Source organism: Xanthomonas rydalmerensis (genome assembly GCF_033170385.1).
GTDB classification, from domain to species: Bacteria; Pseudomonadota; Gammaproteobacteria; order Xanthomonadales; family Xanthomonadaceae; genus Xanthomonas_A; species Xanthomonas_A rydalmerensis.
Window position 1 is genome coordinate 1,019,215 of sequence record NZ_CP126170.1, and the last position, 16,741, is coordinate 1,035,955.

Sequence of the window (16,741 nt, forward strand, 5' to 3'; positions counted from 1 at the left end):
TCTCCAGCAGGATGGGGGAAAAATGCCGGACGCGCCGCAAGCGCGGTCCGGCCACCCCGTCATGATGCCATGGCGCGGATGAAGCGCCGTGCGCCGATTACTTGCCTGCGCGCTCGCGGGCGATCAGCGCGTCGGCGATGCGCAGCATGTCCTCGAAGTTCTTGCCCTTGACCAGGTACTTGCCGTTGACGATCAGCGCCGGGGTGCCGGAGATGTCCGCGCGCACGGCGAAATCGCGTGCGGTCTTCACCTGCGCGGCGACCTGCGGGCTCTGGTAGGCGGCGATGAAGGCCTGCGGCTTGACCCCGAAGCCGGCGTAGAACGCGGCCAGTTCCTCGGGCGCCACGTTCTGCACCGGCACGCTACGCTTGTCGTGGATGGCCTCGAACATGGCGCGGTGGCTGCGGCTCTGCACGCCCAGTTGCTGCGCGGCATAGAAGGCGGCGGCGAAGCTGTCCCAGTAACCGCCGAACGCCGCCGGCACCAGGGTCAGGCGCACGTCCTTGGCCTGCTTGCCGGCCCATTCCTCCAGCAGCGGCTCGAAGTGCGCGCAGTGCGGGCAGGTGTAGCCGAACACTTCCACCACCTCGATCTTGCCGGCCAGCGGCGCGAACGGCTTGGGATCGGCGATCAGCGTGTAGTCCTCGCCTTCCACCGCGGTCGCGGACTTGGGTTGCGCGCAGGCGCTCAACGGCAGCAGGGCGAGCAGGCACAACAGCAGGCGGGGCAAACGGTTCATGCGATCTCCAGTGGCAAAAAACGAACGCCGGTCGTCTGGACCGGCGCGAAGGGGAAACGGGCCGGCGCCGCCGCAGCGGCGCACGGTCAGGATTGTTGCGCGGGCGCCGGCTGTTGTGGCGTTGCCGTGGCCGGCGCCGCCTGCGCGGCGGCCGCGTCGTCGGCGCGGTCGTGCAGGCCCTGCAGATAGCTGCCCAGCGCCTTGATCTCCTGGTCGGTCAGCGGCTTGGCCACCTGCGCCATGATCTTGAACATCGTCGGGTCGCGCTCCTGGGTGGTGCCGGCCTGGTATTCCTGCAGGCGCCGCGCCACGTAGTCGGCGTGCTGGCCGCCCAGGTGCGGATAGGCCGGACCCGGGTTGCCGGCGCCGGCGGGGCCGTGGCAGGCCATGCAGGCGGGGATGCCGCGGGTCGCGTCGCCGCCGCGATACAACTGCTGGCCGACCTCGTAGAACTTCATGCCCGCGTATGGGCCGTCGGCGATCACCGCGTCGTCGGCGATGCCGGCACCGGCTTTCTGCGTGGCGAAGTAGGCGCCGATGTCGCGCATGTCCTGCGCGCTCAGCGGCTGCACGAACGGCACCATCGCCGCGACCGCGCCGCTGGTGCGCTCGCCGTGGGCGATCAGCGCCATCTGCCGCGCGCTGTAGCGCTCCACCTGGCCGGCGATGCGCGGATACATGGCGATGGCGGGATTGCCGTCGGCGCCATGGCAGGCGGCGCAGGCCGCGGCCTTGGCCTGGCCGGCCTTGGGGTCGCCCCATGCGGCCTTGCCGATGTCGCCCTCCAGCGGCGTGGTGCGCACCGGGGCGTGGTCGGGAATGGGAACCACCGAGGTCTGCGCGAACGCGACCGCGGCGGCGACGGAAACCGCTAGACCGGCAAAGGCAAGAACGCGAGCGTGGCGCATTAGCTGAAGCTCCGTATGACCCGACCCCGCGGCTGCCGGACGGCGACCGCACTCGCGCGATTATCGGCATGCCGCGGCCCGGCGGTCAACGAAGCCCGCCAGGGGCCGCGGACGTGCGATCCTAGCGGGATGTCGCTGATCCTCGAACGTGCCCACTATCTCCTTTCCGCCCACAACGCCCGCCAGTTGCCGGAGGACGGCGGCTGGGAGGTGGCGTTCGCCGGCCGCTCCAACGCCGGCAAGTCCAGCGCGCTGAACGCGCTGACCCGGCAGAACGCCCTGGCCCGCGTCTCCAAGACGCCCGGCCGCACCCAGCAACTGGTGTTCTTCGAGGTGCAGCCCGAGCGCTGCCTGGTCGACCTGCCCGGCTACGGCTACGCCAAGGTGCCGCTGGAACTGCAGGCGCACTGGCAGAAGTTCATCGACACCTATTTCCGCACCCGCGAGGCCCTGCGCGGGCTGGTGGTGGTGATGGACATCCGCCATCCGCTCAAGGACTACGACCGGCAGATGCTCGGGTACGCGGTGCAGCGCGGCCTGCCGGCGCATGCGCTGCTGACCAAGGCCGACAAGCTCGGCCGCGGCCAGCAGGCGCAGGCGCTGCAGCAGGTGCGCAAGGAGCTGGCCAGCGCGTTCGGCGACACGGTCAGCGTGCAGACCTTCTCCGGCGAGACCCGCCAGGGCGTGGACGAGGCGCGCGGCATCATCGGCGGCTGGCTGGGGCTTGACGTCGAACCGCCCGCCGCGGAGTGAGCGCGGCGGCGGGCGTGGGTATGGGCGAGGCCTCGTGCGCACGAACGCCGCGAGACGCTTTGCGACGTACCCTCACCCCAACCCCTCTCCCGGTGGGAGAGGGGCTACGGCCGTTTCCTTCTCCCATCGGGACCATGGCCCCCTTTTTGGGGGAAGGTGCCCCGAAGGGGCGGATGAGGGTCCGGGCGCAGCCTCGCGTGCTTGGACTCTGCGAGACGCTTTGCGCCGTACCCTCACCCCAACCCCTCTCCCGAGGGGAGAGGGGCTAGCGGCCGTTCCTTCTCCCATCGGGAGAAGGTGCCCCGAAGGGGCGGATGAGGGTTCGGGCGCAGCCTCGTGTGCTTGGACTCTGCGAGACGCTTCGCGCCGTACCCTCACCCCAACCCCTCTCCCGGGGGAGAGGGGCTAGCGGCCGTTTCCTTCTCCCATCGGGAGAAGGTGCCCCGAAGGGGCGGATGAGGGTCCGGGCGCAGCCTCGCGTGCTTGGACTCTGCGAGACGCTTCGCGCCGTACCCTCACCCCAACCCCTCTCCCGAGGGGAGAGGGGCTAGCGGCCGTTCCTTCTCCCATCGGGACCATGGCCCCCTTTTTGGGGGAAGGTGCCCCGAAGGGGCGGATGAGGGTACGGGCGCAGCCTCGCGTGCTTGAACTCTGCGAGACGCTTCGCGCCGTACCCTCACCCCGACCCCTCTCCCGAGGGGAGAGGGGCTAGCAGCCGTTCCCTTCTCCCATCGGGACCATGGCCCCCTTTTTGGGGGAAGGTGCCCCGAAGGGGCGGATGAGGGTTCGGGCGTAGCCTCGCGTGCTTGGACTCTGCGAGACGCTTCGCGACGTACCCTCACCCCAACCCCTCTCCCGAGGGGAGAGGGGCTAGCGGCTCTTTTCTTCCAACGGGAGAAGACCGGTCTCAAGGCGTCGCCGGCAATGGCGAGAACTCCGCAGGCACCCAGGCGAAGGCGGTGTCCGCGCGGCGCACGTGGCCCAGCCCCGGGAACGGCAGGTGCGCACCGGCCACCCACCAGCCGTGGTCCGCGGCCTGCGCCAGCATGCGCTTGCGCGCGGCGATCGCCGCATCGCGGTCGCTGTCTGCCTCATACGATGCCTGCGGCTGCGCGAACTGCACCGCGTGGTAGTGCACCAGATCGCCCCACACCAGCAACTGTTGCCCATCGCCGCCATCGAAGCGGTACGACACGTGCCCGGGCGTGTGCCCGTGGGTATCCAGCGCGACCGCGCCGCCAGGCAGCGCGTCGCCGGGGCGGAAACGGCGTAGCCGCTGCGTGGCCTGGTACGGCGCCACCGCCGCACGCGCCAGCGGGAAGGCGAAGCGCAGTGCCTGCGGCGCACCGGCCTCGCTGGCCGGGTCCAGCCAGTACGCGGCGTCGGCGGCGCTCAGCCACACCGTCGCCTTGGGGTAGGCGGGCTGGCCGTGCGCGTCGAGCAGGCCGCACAGGTGGTCGGGATGGGCGTGGGTGAGCAGTACGTCGTCGACCTGCTCGGGCACGTAGCCGGCCGCGCGCAGGTTGGCCAGCACCTGGCCGAGCCCGGGGCCGAAGCAGGTGGCGGTGCCGGTGTCGACCAGGGTCAGGTGCGTGCCGTCCTGGATCAGATAGGCGTTGACCGCGGTCTGCAGGCCCTTGTCGTTCTCCGGTACATAGCGGTGGTCGAGCAGGCGCGCGATCGCCTCCGGGGGAATGTTCGCCAGTTGCGCGCGCGGCAGCGCCACGGTGCCGTCGAACAGGGCGGTCACGCGCAATCGGCCGATCGCCTGGCGATAGACGCCGGGCACCTGCGCAGCGGTCGCCTCCGGTGCGGCGGCATGGGCGGGGGACGGCAGCGTCAGCGCCGCGCTGGCGCTCAGCGCCAGCGCGCACAGCGCGCGCAAGGGGAACACGGACATGGGGACTTCCTGGCAGAGCGGCAGGCGCCGCGGTACCGGCATGCTGCCCCTGCGCCGCTGCGCGATTCGCTCATTCCGCTGCGCGCGGCGCTCAATGCCGACGCGGCTCAGTTGCCGATGCTGGCCGGGTCCAGGCCGTAGCGTTGCTGGAAGCGTTGGCTGAAGCTGCGCACCGAGCGGTAGCCGGCGTGCGCGGCGACCGTCTTCAACGGCCAGCGCGTGGTGTAGAGCAACTGCATCGCATGCGCCAGGCGCGTATCGGCGAGCAGTTCGCGCAACGAGGTGCCTTCGCTGGCCAGGTGCCGGCGCAGGGTCGCGCCGCTGAGGCCCAGGCTGTCTTCGATGTCGCGCGAACGCCAGGCGCGTTGCGGCTGCGCGGCGACCAGGTCGCGCACCTGCGCGGCCACGCTCGGCGCCGGCGGCAGCAGCAGGCCGCCATGGCCGCGCCGGCACAGCGCCACCACCAGCGCCGCCAGCGCCAGCCGCGCCTCGGTGTAACGGCCGTCCTGCAGCGCCTGTCGCCATTGCAGCAGGGTGCCGCCGACGTCCTCGGCGCGCAGGCGCGCCAGCTCCGCGCCGGCGGCGGGCAGCGGTTCGTTCCACAGCACGCGCGCGGCGCTCAGCGCTTCCTCGCACAGCGGCACCAGCACGCTGAGATACACGCCGCTGTGCGGATCCGGGATGTTGACCACATCGATGCGGCAGCGCCGCGTCACCAGGAACAGATCGCCCGGCACGAAGGCCAGCGTCTGTGTCGCGGTGCGCACCTGCTTGCGTCCCTGCAACAGGATCGCCAGCTGCGGCCGCGGGATCTCCACCGAGCGCGCGCCGTGTTCGCGGCGCGCGCTGATGCAGGCGTAGCCTTCGGCCTGCGCGCAGTCGGCCAGGCTGGCCAGGCGCGCCAGCAGCAGGGCGTCGGGGGAGGTGGTGTCGGCCATGGCTGCCGATGCTACCGCAGCGCGTTGCGCGCGGACTCGGACCTGCACGCCAGCATCCGGCCGATCGCATCGTCGGCCAGCATTGCCGCCGCGCCGTGGACCGTCACCCGCCACGCGGACCGGAGGCGGCGCCAGGGAGACAAGGCGTGCGCTGTGGCCCCAGGCTCGCTGCCCGGGCAACGGGTACAACGCGGTGACGCGCTGCGGACCGCCAACGCACCTCGCCTCACCGCCCACGACACGCGCTCGCCATCGGCGATCGAAAGAGCCGCGGCGGCTTGCACCACGCCGGATGAGACCTACGCGGGAGGTTGCATGACCTCGATGGTGATCCCATCGGGCCCGCTGACGTAGGCAACGACGGTTCCCGCGCGTGGCCCGGCCTCGATCGGCCGGGGAGATCCTTTCAGGTGCCAGCCCTGCGCCTGGATCCTGGCGACAACCAAGTCGATATCCGCCACGGTGACGGCCAGATGGGTCGCGCCGATCGCGCCAGCGCTCTCGGGTGCCTTGCCCAACGTGCTGGCTGTCGAGTACTCGAGAAGTTCGATGGGAAACCCGGCGGGCGAGACCACCAGTGCCATGCGGCAACGCGGATCCTCGACACCCGTCACCTGCTGCAGGAAATCGCCGCCCATTTCGCCCGTGCGAACAAGTTCGAAGCCCATGGCCTCGGTCCAGAACTTGATCGCCTCCTCCAATGAGGAAACGGAGAATCCGGCGTGGTCGACGACGACGGTATCGGTCTTGATATTCATCACTCTGCTTCCCGTTCTGTTCGAAGGATAGGCGCGTCGTGGCCTTGTGTTCTACCCATGGCGCCTCGCTGGACTGGACGCTCCTGTCGCTGCCACCTCGGGGTTTCGAGGCGCAGGCACCGGCAATGTCGGGGTGGCCAGCGCTCTCCTGGCGCCGTCAGTCAGGCGCCCAGCCTGCCGATCGCGAGCCTCCGGGAGATCGGGTGTCGGCCATGCCGCGATGCGACCGTGGCGTGCGCCGCGCCCGCTCAGACATGCACGCCGAATACATGGCCGATCGCGCCGCTGGCGAGCATCGCCGCCGCGCCCCAGAACACCACGCGCAGCGCGCCGCGCAGGCCCGGGGCGCCGCCGGCGCGCGCGGCCAGCGCGCCGGTCAACGACAGGCCGACCAGGGTCGCCGCGCCGGTCACCCACAGTTGCCGGCCGTCCGGCGCCAGCCATGCGGCCACGATCGGTAGCGCCGCACCAGTGCAGAACGCCGCCGCCGACGCGGCCGCCGCCTGCAGTGGACGCGCGCGCAGGCTCTCGGTGATGCCGAGTTCGTCGCGCGCGTGCGCGCCCAGCGCATCGTGTGCGGTCAACTGTTCGGCGACCTGGCGGGCCAGCACGGGATCGAGCCCGCGCTGGCGATAGATCGCGGTGAGTTCGTCCAGCTCGCTCTGCGGATCCTCGTGCAGTTCGCGACGCTCCAGCGCCAGGTCGGCGCGTTCGGTGTCGGCCTGGGATTGCACCGACACGTATTCGCCGGCGGCCATCGACATCGCACCGGCGACCAGGCCGGCGATGCCGGTGGTCAATACCGTGGCCGCCGACGCGCCGCTGCTGGCGACGCCGACCACCAGGCCGGCCACGGAGAGGATGCCGTCGTTGGCGCCGAGCACGGCCGCGCGCAACCAGCCGGCGCGGTCGGTGCGATGGCGTTCGGCGTGGGTCTGGCGCATGGCGCTGCCTGCAGCGGAGCGGAAGGAGACCGCAGCCTAGCCGAGTCAGTGCCGCGAGCGCTTGCTGCGTCTCACTCTCGACGCCGCCAGCGGCGCGACCGTGGAATGCTGCAGTGCCGCCGGTAGCGATACGGGCCTCGCCCCCGTCACGCTATAGTGCGGGCCTTGCGATGGCGGGACATGGTCCCCACATCGCCTCACCCGCCGTGCGAGTCCTGCCCTTGTCGAGCCCCAGCTACGTTGCCGAGACGCCGATCACCGACCGGGCCGAACTGGTCCAGGTGCTCGCCTCCGGAGAGAAGCCCGAAGCGCAGTGGCGCATCGGCACCGAGCACGAGAAGTTCGGCTTCCGCCTGGACGACCTGCGGCCGCCGACCTTCGAGGGCGAGCGCGGCATCGAGGCGCTGCTGCTCGGCCTGACCCGTTTCGGCTGGGAGCCGGTACGCGAAGCCGGGCATACCATCGCCCTGCTGCGCGACGGCGCTTCGGTGACGCTGGAGCCGGCCGGGCAACTGGAACTGTCCGGCGCGCCGCTGCCGACCATCCACGACACCTGCGTGGAAGTGGGCAGCCACCTCAACGAGGTCAAGCAGGTCGCCGACGAGCTGGGCCTGGGCTTCCTCGGCATGGGTTTCCAGCCGAAGTGGCGCCGCGACGAGATGCCGTGGATGCCCAAGGGCCGCTACCAGATCATGAAGAATTACATGCCCAAGGTCGGTTCGCTCGGCCTGGACATGATGACCCGCACCTGCACGGTACAGGTCAACCTGGATTACGCCAGCGAAGCGGACATGATCAAGAAGTTCCGCGTGTCGCTTGCCTTGCAGCCGATCGCCACCGCGCTGTTCGCCGACTCGCCGTTCGCCGAGGGCAAGCCCAACGGCTACCTCAGCTACCGCTCGCACATCTGGACCGACACCGACGCCGACCGCACCGGCATGCTCGACTTCGTGTTCGAGGACGGCTTCGGCTACGAGCGCTACGTCGACTACCTGCTCGATGTGCCGATGTACTTCTCCTACCGCGACGGCACCTACGTCGACGCCAGCGGGCAGAGTTTCCGCGATTTCATGCAGGGCAGGTTGCCGGCCTTGCCGGGTGCGCTGCCGACGCTGCGCGACTGGTCCGACCACATGACCACCGCGTTCCCGGAAGTGCGCTTGAAGAAGTACCTGGAAATGCGCGGTGCCGACGCCGGTCCGTGGGGCCGGTTGTGTGCGCTGTCGGCGTTCTGGGTCGGCCTGCTGTACGACGATGCCGCATTGGACGCGGCCTGGGACCTGGTCAAGGATTTCAGCCTGGTCGAACGCCACGCGCTGCGCGACGGCGTGCCGAAGCAGGCGCTGAAGCTGCCGTTCCGCAACGGTACCGTGCAGGACCTCGCCGCCGAGGCGGTGAAGATCGCCCTAGACGGCCTGCGCCGCCGCGCGCGGTTGAACCGCGACGGCCAGGACGAATCGCGCTTCCTCGAACCGCTGGTGGAGATCCTGCACGCCGGCGAGACCGCGGCCGAGCGCAAGCTGGCGCTGTACCACGGCGCGTGGCAGGGCGACATCGACCACGTGTTCCGCGAGTTCGCGTATTAAGCGTGGTTGTTAAGTTGCTCCGAGTGGATTTTTTGGTGTGAGCGAATAATTGATTTCGGCTCAATATTATAATTGCCGATGCGTGCAATAAGGGGTTGAGTCAATTTTGCTGTGTGCCTTATTGTCCTAACCTGTGAATTGAATTTTCCGCTAAAATTTTTGTTGATTTTGGGCGGTTTTTGAATTCCATGAAGGTTTTTGATGTTTCATGATTGGCTAAATATTTTGACATTGCGCCAAATTTCATTCGGCTAATGGAGCTAAGGGGGGGCGATAGAAATTCCAATTTTCGACCTTTACTACCACGGCGCCAATTGATTCCGAACTCCATAGGGTCTCTTTATTTCCCCAGTAGAAAAAGTGTGCTGTACGGTCGCCATCCAATAATTTTTCCGAGGCGCGCCCTTGTTTGGTGTACAGTACTACAACATCGCCCTTCTTTAAATCCTTGTCAGGAAACCAGTACGCCGACTTCTTGCCTGAGGTGGCGCCTCCAGTAGGGCCGGATTTAGATGAAAAAATGGCATACTCGCCAACCTTAAGGTCGGTGATGGCATTTAGGACGAGTCTTTCCTTTTCAATATTACCTGCATCGGCAAATGATGCAAATTTTAGGTTGTTCATTTGGGGATCTTCTGTGTCATGAAGCCGGCGACAACTAATCCAATGCCAAGTAAAACGCAGACAAAGGTAACGAGTTTTATGGAGTCCCAGGCGAATGGTCCAAATCCGACGAGTAATGCCCCGACGTTTGACATCGCCATGGACATGATTTCTATGGATTTTTTTGTTCCAAGGTTGGCATTGAGGCGGCAGTTCTCTAGCTTCTCTGCGTGCAGCGAATCGCGAAGCGATGCTATTAATGAATTTTCCCTATAAAGACGCTCCAAGTCATCCAATAACAATTTTTGTGCTCCAGGACTGGCTAGCTCTTCTGACGTTAGGTCGCGCGCGATCCCCGCCCATGCGCGCTTGTCCTCTTTTGTAACTGATGTTTCGGCTGGTTTTGCGCCCGTTTCTTCGGGTAATTCAGGCATTGGATCTGTCATGGCGCATTCCGTGCGAGTCAGTAAATTTGTAGTCGGCCAATCTCAAGATATCTTATTTTTTCGTCATGTGAAAGCTTTGCGGATATTGGGTAGTCACCCGAAGTGCAGTAGGCAAGAGAGTGTGAGTGAGTACGTTCCAATGCATCCTAACGTGGATGCCGGCCGCTTTCAGGTGCCTCCGATGTTTCCTTTCTATGGATGGACAACTTGGGAAGGGAACAGATGGCGCATTGCACTCCCGAAGACATCGCGAACACGACATCCCGCTTGGTAAAATAACGCTTCTGAATTTTCTGCTTCTCGTGTCTGTTCGGTTACTAATGCGCCCTGCTCAAGCGTGGGTTACGCCAGGTGCGACGATGTTCATTGCATTGGAATGCTTTCCTCGCTCTCGGCATAGGTTCGTTCGAAAAAGCGATTTATTGCTCCGGCGCATGCGGATGGCGCAGCGTCGATAGTGCCTCGCATCGGCTTGCCTGGTTTGCGGCCTCGCGCCCTCCATTGGCGCGCCTGAATGGTGATGACGGCGGCCATGATGCAGGCGACAATGCCGCATTCGTCTTCAGGGGGACGTCATGCACCAAGCGCCGCCGCGATCCAGCTTTGTCACGATCCTGGCCTGGATCTTCATCGCACTCTCGGGTTTCGGCACGGTGGTCGGCACCATGCAGGTCTTCGTTGTGTTCGTCATGTTCGATCACGTGAAGTTTGCCGATGCGGTGCAGATGCTGCCGCCAGGGATGCCGCCGACGATTGCTTTCATTTTTTCCAACTTTCGTTGGTTGTTTCTTGGAACTGCGCTGTTTTCAGTGTGGACCCTGGCGAGTTCGGTCGGGCTTCTGCGGCGGCTGAATTGGGCGCGGTGGTGTTTCATCGCGGCCATGTTGCTGGTGATCGCATGGAACCTGGGCGGCGCGGTCGTGCAGGTGCAGATGATCGCCTTCATGCAGAAGCAACTCGCTGTTGCGCAGATGCACGGCGCGCCGGACATGCAGCCGATGCTGTGGGCCATGTCGGCGATCGGCGTGGTCTTTGCTGCGGCTTTCGTCGCCCTGCATGGCTGGATCATCGCGCGCTTGCTTTCACGACCTGTCGCTGCCGAGTTTCGGCGTTCATTGCCGACGATGGGCAGCAGCGGCGCGCCACCGACGCGTTGATCTGCAGTTTTTCGGGTTTTGCAGTCAACGGTGCTTCAGACCGGGAAGGGGGACTCCATGGTGCGTGCGGATTGGTTCGAATCGAAATGGCGATGGCTCAAGCGATTCGCGGGCGCCGCTGCACTGGGAAGCGTGCTCATCGTTGCTGGCTGGAGCGCGGAGCGCGAGGTGATTGTCGCTGTCGGAGGGCTGTTGGTGGTGCCGCTCCTGCTCTGGCTGTTCATCATTCCGATCCTGCATTGGAAGGATCGCTACGTGGGCGAACGCAGTGGCGCGTGGGGTGCACTGCTGGCGTTAGAGACTTCAAACTGGTCGAAAATGCTCTATTGGTATCGACATGTGTTGCCCGATTGGCGGCGCACGGGGCGCTACGAGCATGTGCCGTGATGACCGTGTCCGCTGCATGAGGGTGTTGTCTTCTACGTTCGGTCAGAGACTTCACGACCAGATATGCGTGATGCCCTTTCGCTCGTCGAGTCGCTTTGCAATGCGCGCATTTCGTATCGTTCGCACTCGCCTTGCCACCTGCCTTGCGGCGCGCAGCGGTTCTCGGCGCCATCGTGTCGGTCTGGTTTGCGTTCTGGCCGCGTCGCTCGGCTGCATGACATCCGCGCATGCGACGAGCCAATGCCCCACCGAGTTCGGTTCCAAGGATCCGCTCATCGATCTGCTCGGCTGGGCCGTGATCGTCAGCGGCGTGGTGCTGGGCGGCTGGCTGTGCGTGTGGGCGGTACGGCGCTCGCGCGGGCTGCGCCGGTGGCGGCGCGCGGCGATCGTCCTTGCCGGCGTGGTGGCGATGTTGCTGCTATGGAGTGGCGGCCTGGTCCTGGCGATTGCGTGGTTCTTCCTGCGGTGCTAACACTGCCGGCCTCGGTGCGCGCGCACCGGGTCTGCGGTCCGCGGAGCCACGGGCCACGCCACCAGGGGGCATCGATGACCGATCCGTACAATTCCTCGCCGCCGCGTGCGGCGGCCTTGCCGCTGAACGATGCGATGGTGACCACCGCGCTGGAGCTTCCCGGTTACCGGATCGTGCGCAATCTGGGCATCGTGCGCGGCATCACCGTGCGCTCGCGCTCCATCGTCGGCAATTTCCTGGGCGGGCTGCAGACCATCTTCGGCGGCAATATCACCATCTATACCCAGCTGTGCGAGCAGGCACGCCTGGAGACCTACCGGGACATGCTGCAGCACGCACGGCAGATGGGCGGCAATGCCATCGTCGCAGTGCGCTACGACGCCACCGAGTTGATGGCCGGCCTGACCGAGGTGTTGTGTTACGGCACGGCGGTGGTGGTCGAGCCGAACCAGCGCTGAGCCGATCGGCATGAGGCGGTACGGCGGCGCGCCCGGCTCAGCCGCCGACCGCCTGGCACGGCAGCCGCACGCTGACCCGCAGGCCGCCCTCGGGGCGGTTGTCCAGGGCGATCTGGCCGCCATGCGCCAGCACGATGCTGTGCGCCACCGACAGGCCCAGGCCGATGCCGCCGGTATCGCGGTTGCGCGAGTTCTCGCCGCGGAAGAACGGCAGGAACAGCTTCTCGCGCTGCGCGGGATCGATCCCGGGGCCGTCGTCGTCGATCCACAGCACGCACTCGCCGGCCTCGCGACGCAACTGCAGGCGCGCGCGTTTGCCGTACTTCAGCGCGTTCTCCACCAGGTTCATCACCATGCGCCGCAGCGACAGCGGGTCGCCGTCGAGGGTGATGGCCTCGCCGAGCAGCAGCACCACGTCGGCGCCGGTGTCGCTGGCGTCGTCGACCACGCTTTCCACCAGCAGGCGGAAATCCAGCGGCGAGCGGGTGCCGCGGCGGCTGTCGTTGTGGATGAAGTCCAGCGCTGCGGAGATCATCGCCTTCATCTCGTCGATGTCGGCCATGGTCTTCTCGCGCAACGGTGGCTGCAGGGTCTCCAGGCGGAACGCCAGCCGCGCCAATGGCGTGCGCAGGTCGTGGGCGATCGCCGCGACCATGTGCGTGCGCTCGTTGATCAGCCGGTTCAGACGCGCCTGCATGGCGTTGAACGAATCGGCCGCCTGCACGATCTCGCTGGGACCGCTACGGCGCAGTGGTTGCGCGTCGGGATTGCGGCCGAGCTGGTCGGCCGCCTCGGCGAAACGCCGGATCGGTGCCGACAGCGCCCGCGAGAACCACCAGGCCAGCGGCAGCATCGCCAGCATGCCGACCAGGAACAGCATCACCACCTGGGTCTTGAATTCGTTGGAGAACCGCCGCGGCGGCGACATCACGCTGCGCCAGTGCCCGTCGGGCTGGCGCAGCGCTGCGGTGAAGCCGTCCAGCAGCGGCACCGCCGGGGCGAAGCCGCGCTCGCGCCAGCCCACCGCGCGCATGGTCGCGCCAAAGGCGCCATTGCGCGGCGCCTCGCCCGGCGCGTGCGGCGGCTCCAGCGGTGGCGGTTGCTGCGCGGTGGCTGGCGGTGCCATCGCGGCGGGCGCGGGTGCGGGGGCGTCGTCGGCAGCGGTGACGGCATGCGGCGGCGGCGGTGGGCGTTCGCCCAGGCGCAGGCGCAGGCGTTCCAGGCGGCCGTCGCTGTTGCGGTAGAAGCGCACCTGGTCCGGCGCCACTTCCAGCCAGTGCGCCATCAGCCGTTCGACGTTGCGGTCGCGCACCTGGTCGCGCGCCGGCAGCGGCGCATGCGCCGTGTCCTGCACCTTGAGGGTCTGGGTGCCGGCCGGCATGCGCGTGCTGAGCAGGGCGATCACTTCCGGCGGATGCACTGGCATCTCGTAGACCGGCGTGCGCAGCACCAGGGCGATGCCGATCAGCTGCGCGGTGAGCAGCGCCACCACCAGCAGCAGGAAGGCGCGGGCGAAGATCGGCACGCCGCGGCGGGCGCGCGTGGCCCCGCTCACAGGCGGGCGACGCTCGGCAGCAGCATGTAGCCCTCGTTGCGCACGGTGCGGATCAGTTCGGTCTGCACGCGTTCGTTGATCTTGCGGCGCAGGCGGCTGATCTGGCTGTCGATGGCGCGGTCGTAGACCTCGGTGTCGCGGCCGCGCGCGTAGTCGAGCAACTGGTCGCGGCTGAGCACGCGCTGCGGGTGCTCGACGAAGGTGCGCAGCAGCGCGAACTCGCCGTCGGAAAGGTTGATGAAGATGCCGGTGGGGTCGCGCAGGTCGCGGCGGATCACGTCCAGCCGCCAGCCGGCGAACTCGTAGACATTGCCGCGCGCTTCCGGCGGCAGCGTCGCCGCCTGGCTGCGTCGCAGCAGGGCGCGCACCCGCGCCAGCAGCTCGCGCGGGTTGCACGGCTTGGCCAGGTAGTCGTCGGCGCCCACTTCCAGGCCGATGATGCGGTCGGTGTCGCTGCCCAGCGCGCTGAGCATGATCACCGCCGGCGCGCCGCGCTCGCTGGCGAGCTGGCGGGCGGCGCTGAGGCCGTCCTCGCCGGGCATCATCACGTCCAGGATCACCAGGTCCGGCTGGCGCTCGGCCATCCGTAGGCGCATTTCCGCCACGGTCTCGGCGGTGTCCACCTGATATCCGTGGTCGCTCAGGAACTCGCTGATGAGTCGGCGCAGATCCGGATCGTCGTCGACGACCAGAATGAAGGATTTCATGTCCACGATCTTGAGGGGCGGCCACACGGGGAGTCGCCCAGTCTAGACGTGGCCGCGGCTGCCTGGAACTGGGGCGGACAGGGACGTGGCCGCCGGAGCCGGGGGCCGCGCTTGAACGCGTGACCATCATAGGCAGCGCCAGGGGCGCGAACATGGCCGGTTCGTGTCCTGTGCCGACATGCGTTGCCATGCGCCGGCACCCGCGCTGGCGGGGTCTCCGGCGGCGGCCGGGGACGCGCCGACGGGCTGCGGGGCGGCCCGGGCGTTCCCTTTTGCCGGCTGCGGGAATACTATCCCCCAGTATAGTTCCCGGGTTCCCCGTCGCATGCCGCATACCCCGCACGAGAAGAAGCGCGTCCTTGCCCGCATCCGCCGCCTGCGCGGCCAGACCGAAGCGCTGGAGCGCGCGCTCGAGGGCGGCGCCGAGTGCGCGGCGGTGTTGCAGCAGATCGCCGCCATCCGCGGTGCGGTCAACGGCCTCATGTCCGAGGTGATGGAAGCCCACGTTCGCGAAGAATTCGGCCAGCCCGCCAGCTCCGACGCGCAGCGCGCCGCGCGCGTGCGCGAGATGGGCATGCTGGTCCGCTCCTATCTCAAGTGATCCATACCCCACACCCATTTCCTCAGCCAGGAGAAATCGCATGAAATCCCGAGCCGCCGTTGCCTTCGAAGCCGGCCAGCCGCTGCAGATCGTGGAGATCGATGTCGAGCCGCCGCGCCAGGGCGAGGTGCTGGTGCGCATCACCCACACCGGCGTATGCCATACCGACGCGTTCACGCTGTCCGGCGACGACCCGGAAGGCATCTTCCCGGCGGTGCTCGGCCACGAGGGCGGCGGCATCGTCGAAGCGGTGGGCGAGGGCGTGACCAGCGTCAAGGTCGGCGACCACGTGATCCCGCTGTACACGGCCGAATGCCGCAAGTGCAAGTTCTGCCTGTCCGGCAAGACCAACCTGTGCCAGGCGGTGCGGGCCACCCAGGGCAAGGGCCTGATGCCCGACGGCACCACGCGCTTCTCCTACAACGGCCAGCCGATCTACCACTACATGGGCTGCAGCACCTTCAGCGAGTACACGGTGGTGCCGGAGATCTCGCTGGCCGTGGTCAATCCCGAAGCGCCGCTGGAGAAGGTCTGCCTGCTCGGCTGCGGCGTCACCACCGGCATCGGCGCGGTGCACAACACGGCGAAGGTGAAGGAAGGCGACAGCGTCGCGGTGTTCGGCCTGGGCGGCATCGGCCTGGCGGTGATCCAGGGCGCGGTGCAGGCCAAGGCCGGGCGCATCCTGGCCATCGACACCAATCCGGGCAAGTTCGAGCTGGCGCGCAGCATGGGCGCCACCGACTGCATCAACCCGAAGGATTACAGCAAGCCGATCCAGGAGGTCATCGTCGAGCTGACCGACGGCGGCGTGGACTTCAGTTTCGAGTGCATCGGCAACGTGCACGTGATGCGTTCGGCGCTGGAGTGCTGCCACAAGGGCTGGGGCGAGAGCGTCATCATCGGCGTGGCCGGCGCCGGCCAGGAAATCAGCACGCGTCCGTTCCAACTGGTCACCGGCCGCGTCTGGCGCGGTAGCGCGTTCGGCGGGGTCAAGGGCCGCACCCAGCTGCCCGGCATGGTGGAGCAGGCGATGCACGGCGAGATCGACCTCGATCCGTTCATCACCCACACCCTGCCGCTGGACGAGATCAACGAAGCCTTCCACCTGATGCACGAGGGCAAGTCGATCCGTACCGTCATCCACTTCTGACCCGAAGGTCAGTCCGGCGCGCGGCCGTTTCCGCGCATTGCAGCGACGCAACGAACCCGGGAGGGGGAAAGATGAGTACTGTGACGATTCATCCGTCGGTGGATGCCGGCGTGCGTGCCGGCGCGGAGCAGTTCCAGGGCGGCACCCTGGAATGCCACTGCGCCAGCGACAAGGTGGTGGTGGACGTGGGTGCGCAGACCGCGCACAACCATGCCTGCGGCTGTACCAAGTGCTGGAAGCCGAAGGGCGCGACCTTCTCGGTGGTGGCGGTGGTGGCACGCGACAAGGTCAAGGTCACCGCGCATCCGGAGAAGCTGAAGGTGGTGGACGAGAGCGCGACGATCCGTCGTCACGCCTGCACCGGCTGTGGCGTGCACATGTACGGACGCATCGAGAACACCGAGCATCCGTTCTACGGCCTGGATTTCGTGCATACCGAACTGTCGCCGCAGCAGGGCTGGTCGGCACCGGGCTTCGCCGCGTTCGTGTCGTCGATCATCGAGAGCGGCACGCCTCCGGAGGCGATGGACGGGGTACGCAAGCGCCTGCGCGAACTGCAGCTGGAACCGTACGACTGCCTGTCGCCGCCGCTGATGGACGCGATCTCCACCCACGTGGCGCGCAAGAACGGCGTGCTGCACTGAAGCCCGCTGCCGCGCGCGTCGCCGTTCGGCGCGTC

Annotated in this window: 18 protein-coding genes and 2 pseudogenes; 9 read left to right on the forward strand and 11 right to left on the reverse strand. The window is 67.4% G+C overall.

The annotated features are described in order from the left end of the window. Positions 1 to 97: 97 nt before the first annotated feature. A complete protein-coding gene (locus tag QN245_RS04285; RefSeq protein ID WP_160966846.1) occupies positions 98 to 739 on the reverse strand; it encodes a thiol:disulfide interchange protein DsbA/DsbL in 642 nt (213 codons plus the stop codon). Between the two features lie 86 nt (positions 740 to 825). Beyond that, positions 826 to 1,647 carry a c-type cytochrome gene (locus QN245_RS04290; RefSeq protein ID WP_160966848.1) on the reverse strand — a complete coding sequence of 274 codons (822 nt, stop codon included), beginning with the start codon at positions 1,645 to 1,647 and terminating at the stop codon, positions 826 to 828. A 129-nt stretch (positions 1,648 to 1,776) separates the two neighbouring features. Here QN245_RS04290 and yihA point away from each other — a divergent pair, with 129 nt between their 5' ends. Continuing rightward, positions 1,777 to 2,400 (forward strand): ribosome biogenesis GTP-binding protein YihA/YsxC, encoded by a 624-nt coding sequence (gene yihA / locus QN245_RS04295; protein WP_317844648.1) that lies wholly within the window; start codon positions 1,777 to 1,779, stop codon positions 2,398 to 2,400. Positions 2,401 to 3,307: 907 nt separating this feature from the next. Here the strand turns inward: yihA and QN245_RS04300 are convergent. The 4 genes from QN245_RS04300 to QN245_RS04315 all read right to left on the reverse strand — a co-directional run bounded on the left by QN245_RS04300 (position 3,308) and on the right by QN245_RS04315 (position 6,940). Further along, entirely contained in the window at positions 3,308 to 4,300 is a 993-nt protein-coding gene (locus QN245_RS04300) for an MBL fold metallo-hydrolase (RefSeq protein WP_317844649.1), read from the reverse strand. A 107-nt stretch (positions 4,301 to 4,407) separates the two neighbouring features. Next, positions 4,408 to 5,238 (reverse strand): helix-turn-helix transcriptional regulator, encoded by an 831-nt coding sequence (locus QN245_RS04305; RefSeq protein ID WP_317844650.1) that lies wholly within the window; start codon positions 5,236 to 5,238, stop codon positions 4,408 to 4,410. A 299-nt stretch (positions 5,239 to 5,537) separates the two neighbouring features. Next, on the reverse strand, positions 5,538 to 5,996 hold the full coding sequence (locus tag QN245_RS04310) for a VOC family protein (RefSeq protein ID WP_184447150.1): 459 nt from the start codon (positions 5,994 to 5,996) through the stop codon (positions 5,538 to 5,540). Positions 5,997 to 6,244: 248 nt separating this feature from the next. Next, entirely contained in the window at positions 6,245 to 6,940 is a 696-nt protein-coding gene (locus tag QN245_RS04315) for a VIT1/CCC1 transporter family protein (RefSeq protein WP_317844651.1), read from the reverse strand. Positions 6,941 to 7,161: 221 nt separating this feature from the next. On the opposite strand from QN245_RS04315, the gene QN245_RS04320 reads away from it, so the two are divergent. After that, complete coding sequence (locus QN245_RS04320) at positions 7,162 to 8,526, forward strand: glutamate--cysteine ligase (protein ID WP_317844652.1); 1,365 nt, start codon at positions 7,162 to 7,164, stop codon at positions 8,524 to 8,526. Between the two features lie 243 nt (positions 8,527 to 8,769). On the opposite strand, the gene QN245_RS04325 is transcribed toward QN245_RS04320, so the two are convergent. Beyond that, positions 8,770 to 9,150: a hypothetical protein gene (locus QN245_RS04325; RefSeq protein WP_317844653.1), complete on the reverse strand. Its 381-nt coding sequence runs from the start codon at positions 9,148 to 9,150 to the stop codon at positions 8,770 to 8,772. Continuing rightward, a complete protein-coding gene (locus QN245_RS04330) occupies positions 9,147 to 9,575 on the reverse strand; it encodes a hypothetical protein (RefSeq protein ID WP_317844654.1) in 429 nt (142 codons plus the stop codon). Before QN245_RS04330 ends, QN245_RS04325 begins: the two co-directional genes overlap by 4 nt. A 575-nt stretch (positions 9,576 to 10,150) precedes the next feature. Between QN245_RS04330 and QN245_RS04335 the strand changes: the two genes are divergently transcribed. From QN245_RS04335 to QN245_RS04350, 4 genes are all read left to right on the forward strand, one after another. Then, positions 10,151 to 10,732 (forward strand): hypothetical protein, encoded by a 582-nt coding sequence (locus QN245_RS04335; RefSeq protein ID WP_317844655.1) that lies wholly within the window; start codon positions 10,151 to 10,153, stop codon positions 10,730 to 10,732. Between the two features lie 57 nt (positions 10,733 to 10,789). Beyond that, the gene (locus QN245_RS04340; protein WP_317844656.1) at positions 10,790 to 11,119 is read left to right on the forward strand and encodes a hypothetical protein; all 330 of its coding nucleotides are present in this window, start codon (positions 10,790 to 10,792) and stop codon (positions 11,117 to 11,119) included. 100 nt (positions 11,120 to 11,219) lie between these two features. Beyond that, positions 11,220 to 11,591 (forward strand): hypothetical protein, encoded by a 372-nt coding sequence (locus QN245_RS04345; RefSeq protein WP_317844657.1) that lies wholly within the window; start codon positions 11,220 to 11,222, stop codon positions 11,589 to 11,591. Positions 11,592 to 11,665: 74 nt separating this feature from the next. Next, positions 11,666 to 12,049 (forward strand): YbjQ family protein, encoded by a 384-nt coding sequence (locus tag QN245_RS04350; RefSeq protein ID WP_184447146.1) that lies wholly within the window; start codon positions 11,666 to 11,668, stop codon positions 12,047 to 12,049. 37 nt (positions 12,050 to 12,086) lie between these two features. On the opposite strand, the pseudogene QN245_RS21490 reads toward QN245_RS04350, so the two are convergent. From QN245_RS21490 to QN245_RS04360, 3 genes and pseudogenes are all read right to left on the reverse strand, one after another. Then, positions 12,087 to 13,046, reverse strand: a pseudogene (locus QN245_RS21490) (ATP-binding protein); the annotation flags it as partial. A gap of 230 nt (positions 13,047 to 13,276) precedes the next feature. After that, positions 13,277 to 13,604, reverse strand: a pseudogene (locus QN245_RS21495) (two-component sensor histidine kinase); the annotation flags it as partial. Continuing rightward, positions 13,601 to 14,311: a response regulator gene (locus tag QN245_RS04360; RefSeq protein ID WP_153750682.1), complete on the reverse strand. Its 711-nt coding sequence runs from the start codon at positions 14,309 to 14,311 to the stop codon at positions 13,601 to 13,603. The gene QN245_RS04360 and the pseudogene QN245_RS21495, both read right to left, overlap by 4 nt. Before the next feature lie 325 nt (positions 14,312 to 14,636). On the opposite strand from QN245_RS04360, the gene QN245_RS04365 reads away from it, so the two are divergent. From QN245_RS04365 to gfa, 3 genes are all read left to right on the forward strand, one after another. After that, entirely contained in the window at positions 14,637 to 14,912 is a 276-nt protein-coding gene (locus tag QN245_RS04365) for a metal/formaldehyde-sensitive transcriptional repressor (RefSeq protein ID WP_048490915.1), read from the forward strand. A gap of 40 nt (positions 14,913 to 14,952) precedes the next feature. After that, the gene (locus QN245_RS04370) at positions 14,953 to 16,062 is read left to right on the forward strand and encodes an S-(hydroxymethyl)glutathione dehydrogenase/class III alcohol dehydrogenase (protein WP_048490914.1); all 1,110 of its coding nucleotides are present in this window, start codon (positions 14,953 to 14,955) and stop codon (positions 16,060 to 16,062) included. 71 nt (positions 16,063 to 16,133) lie between these two features. Then, positions 16,134 to 16,706: an S-(hydroxymethyl)glutathione synthase gene (gfa, locus tag QN245_RS04375; RefSeq protein ID WP_160966871.1), complete on the forward strand. Its 573-nt coding sequence runs from the start codon at positions 16,134 to 16,136 to the stop codon at positions 16,704 to 16,706. Positions 16,707 to 16,741 lie beyond the last annotated feature (35 nt).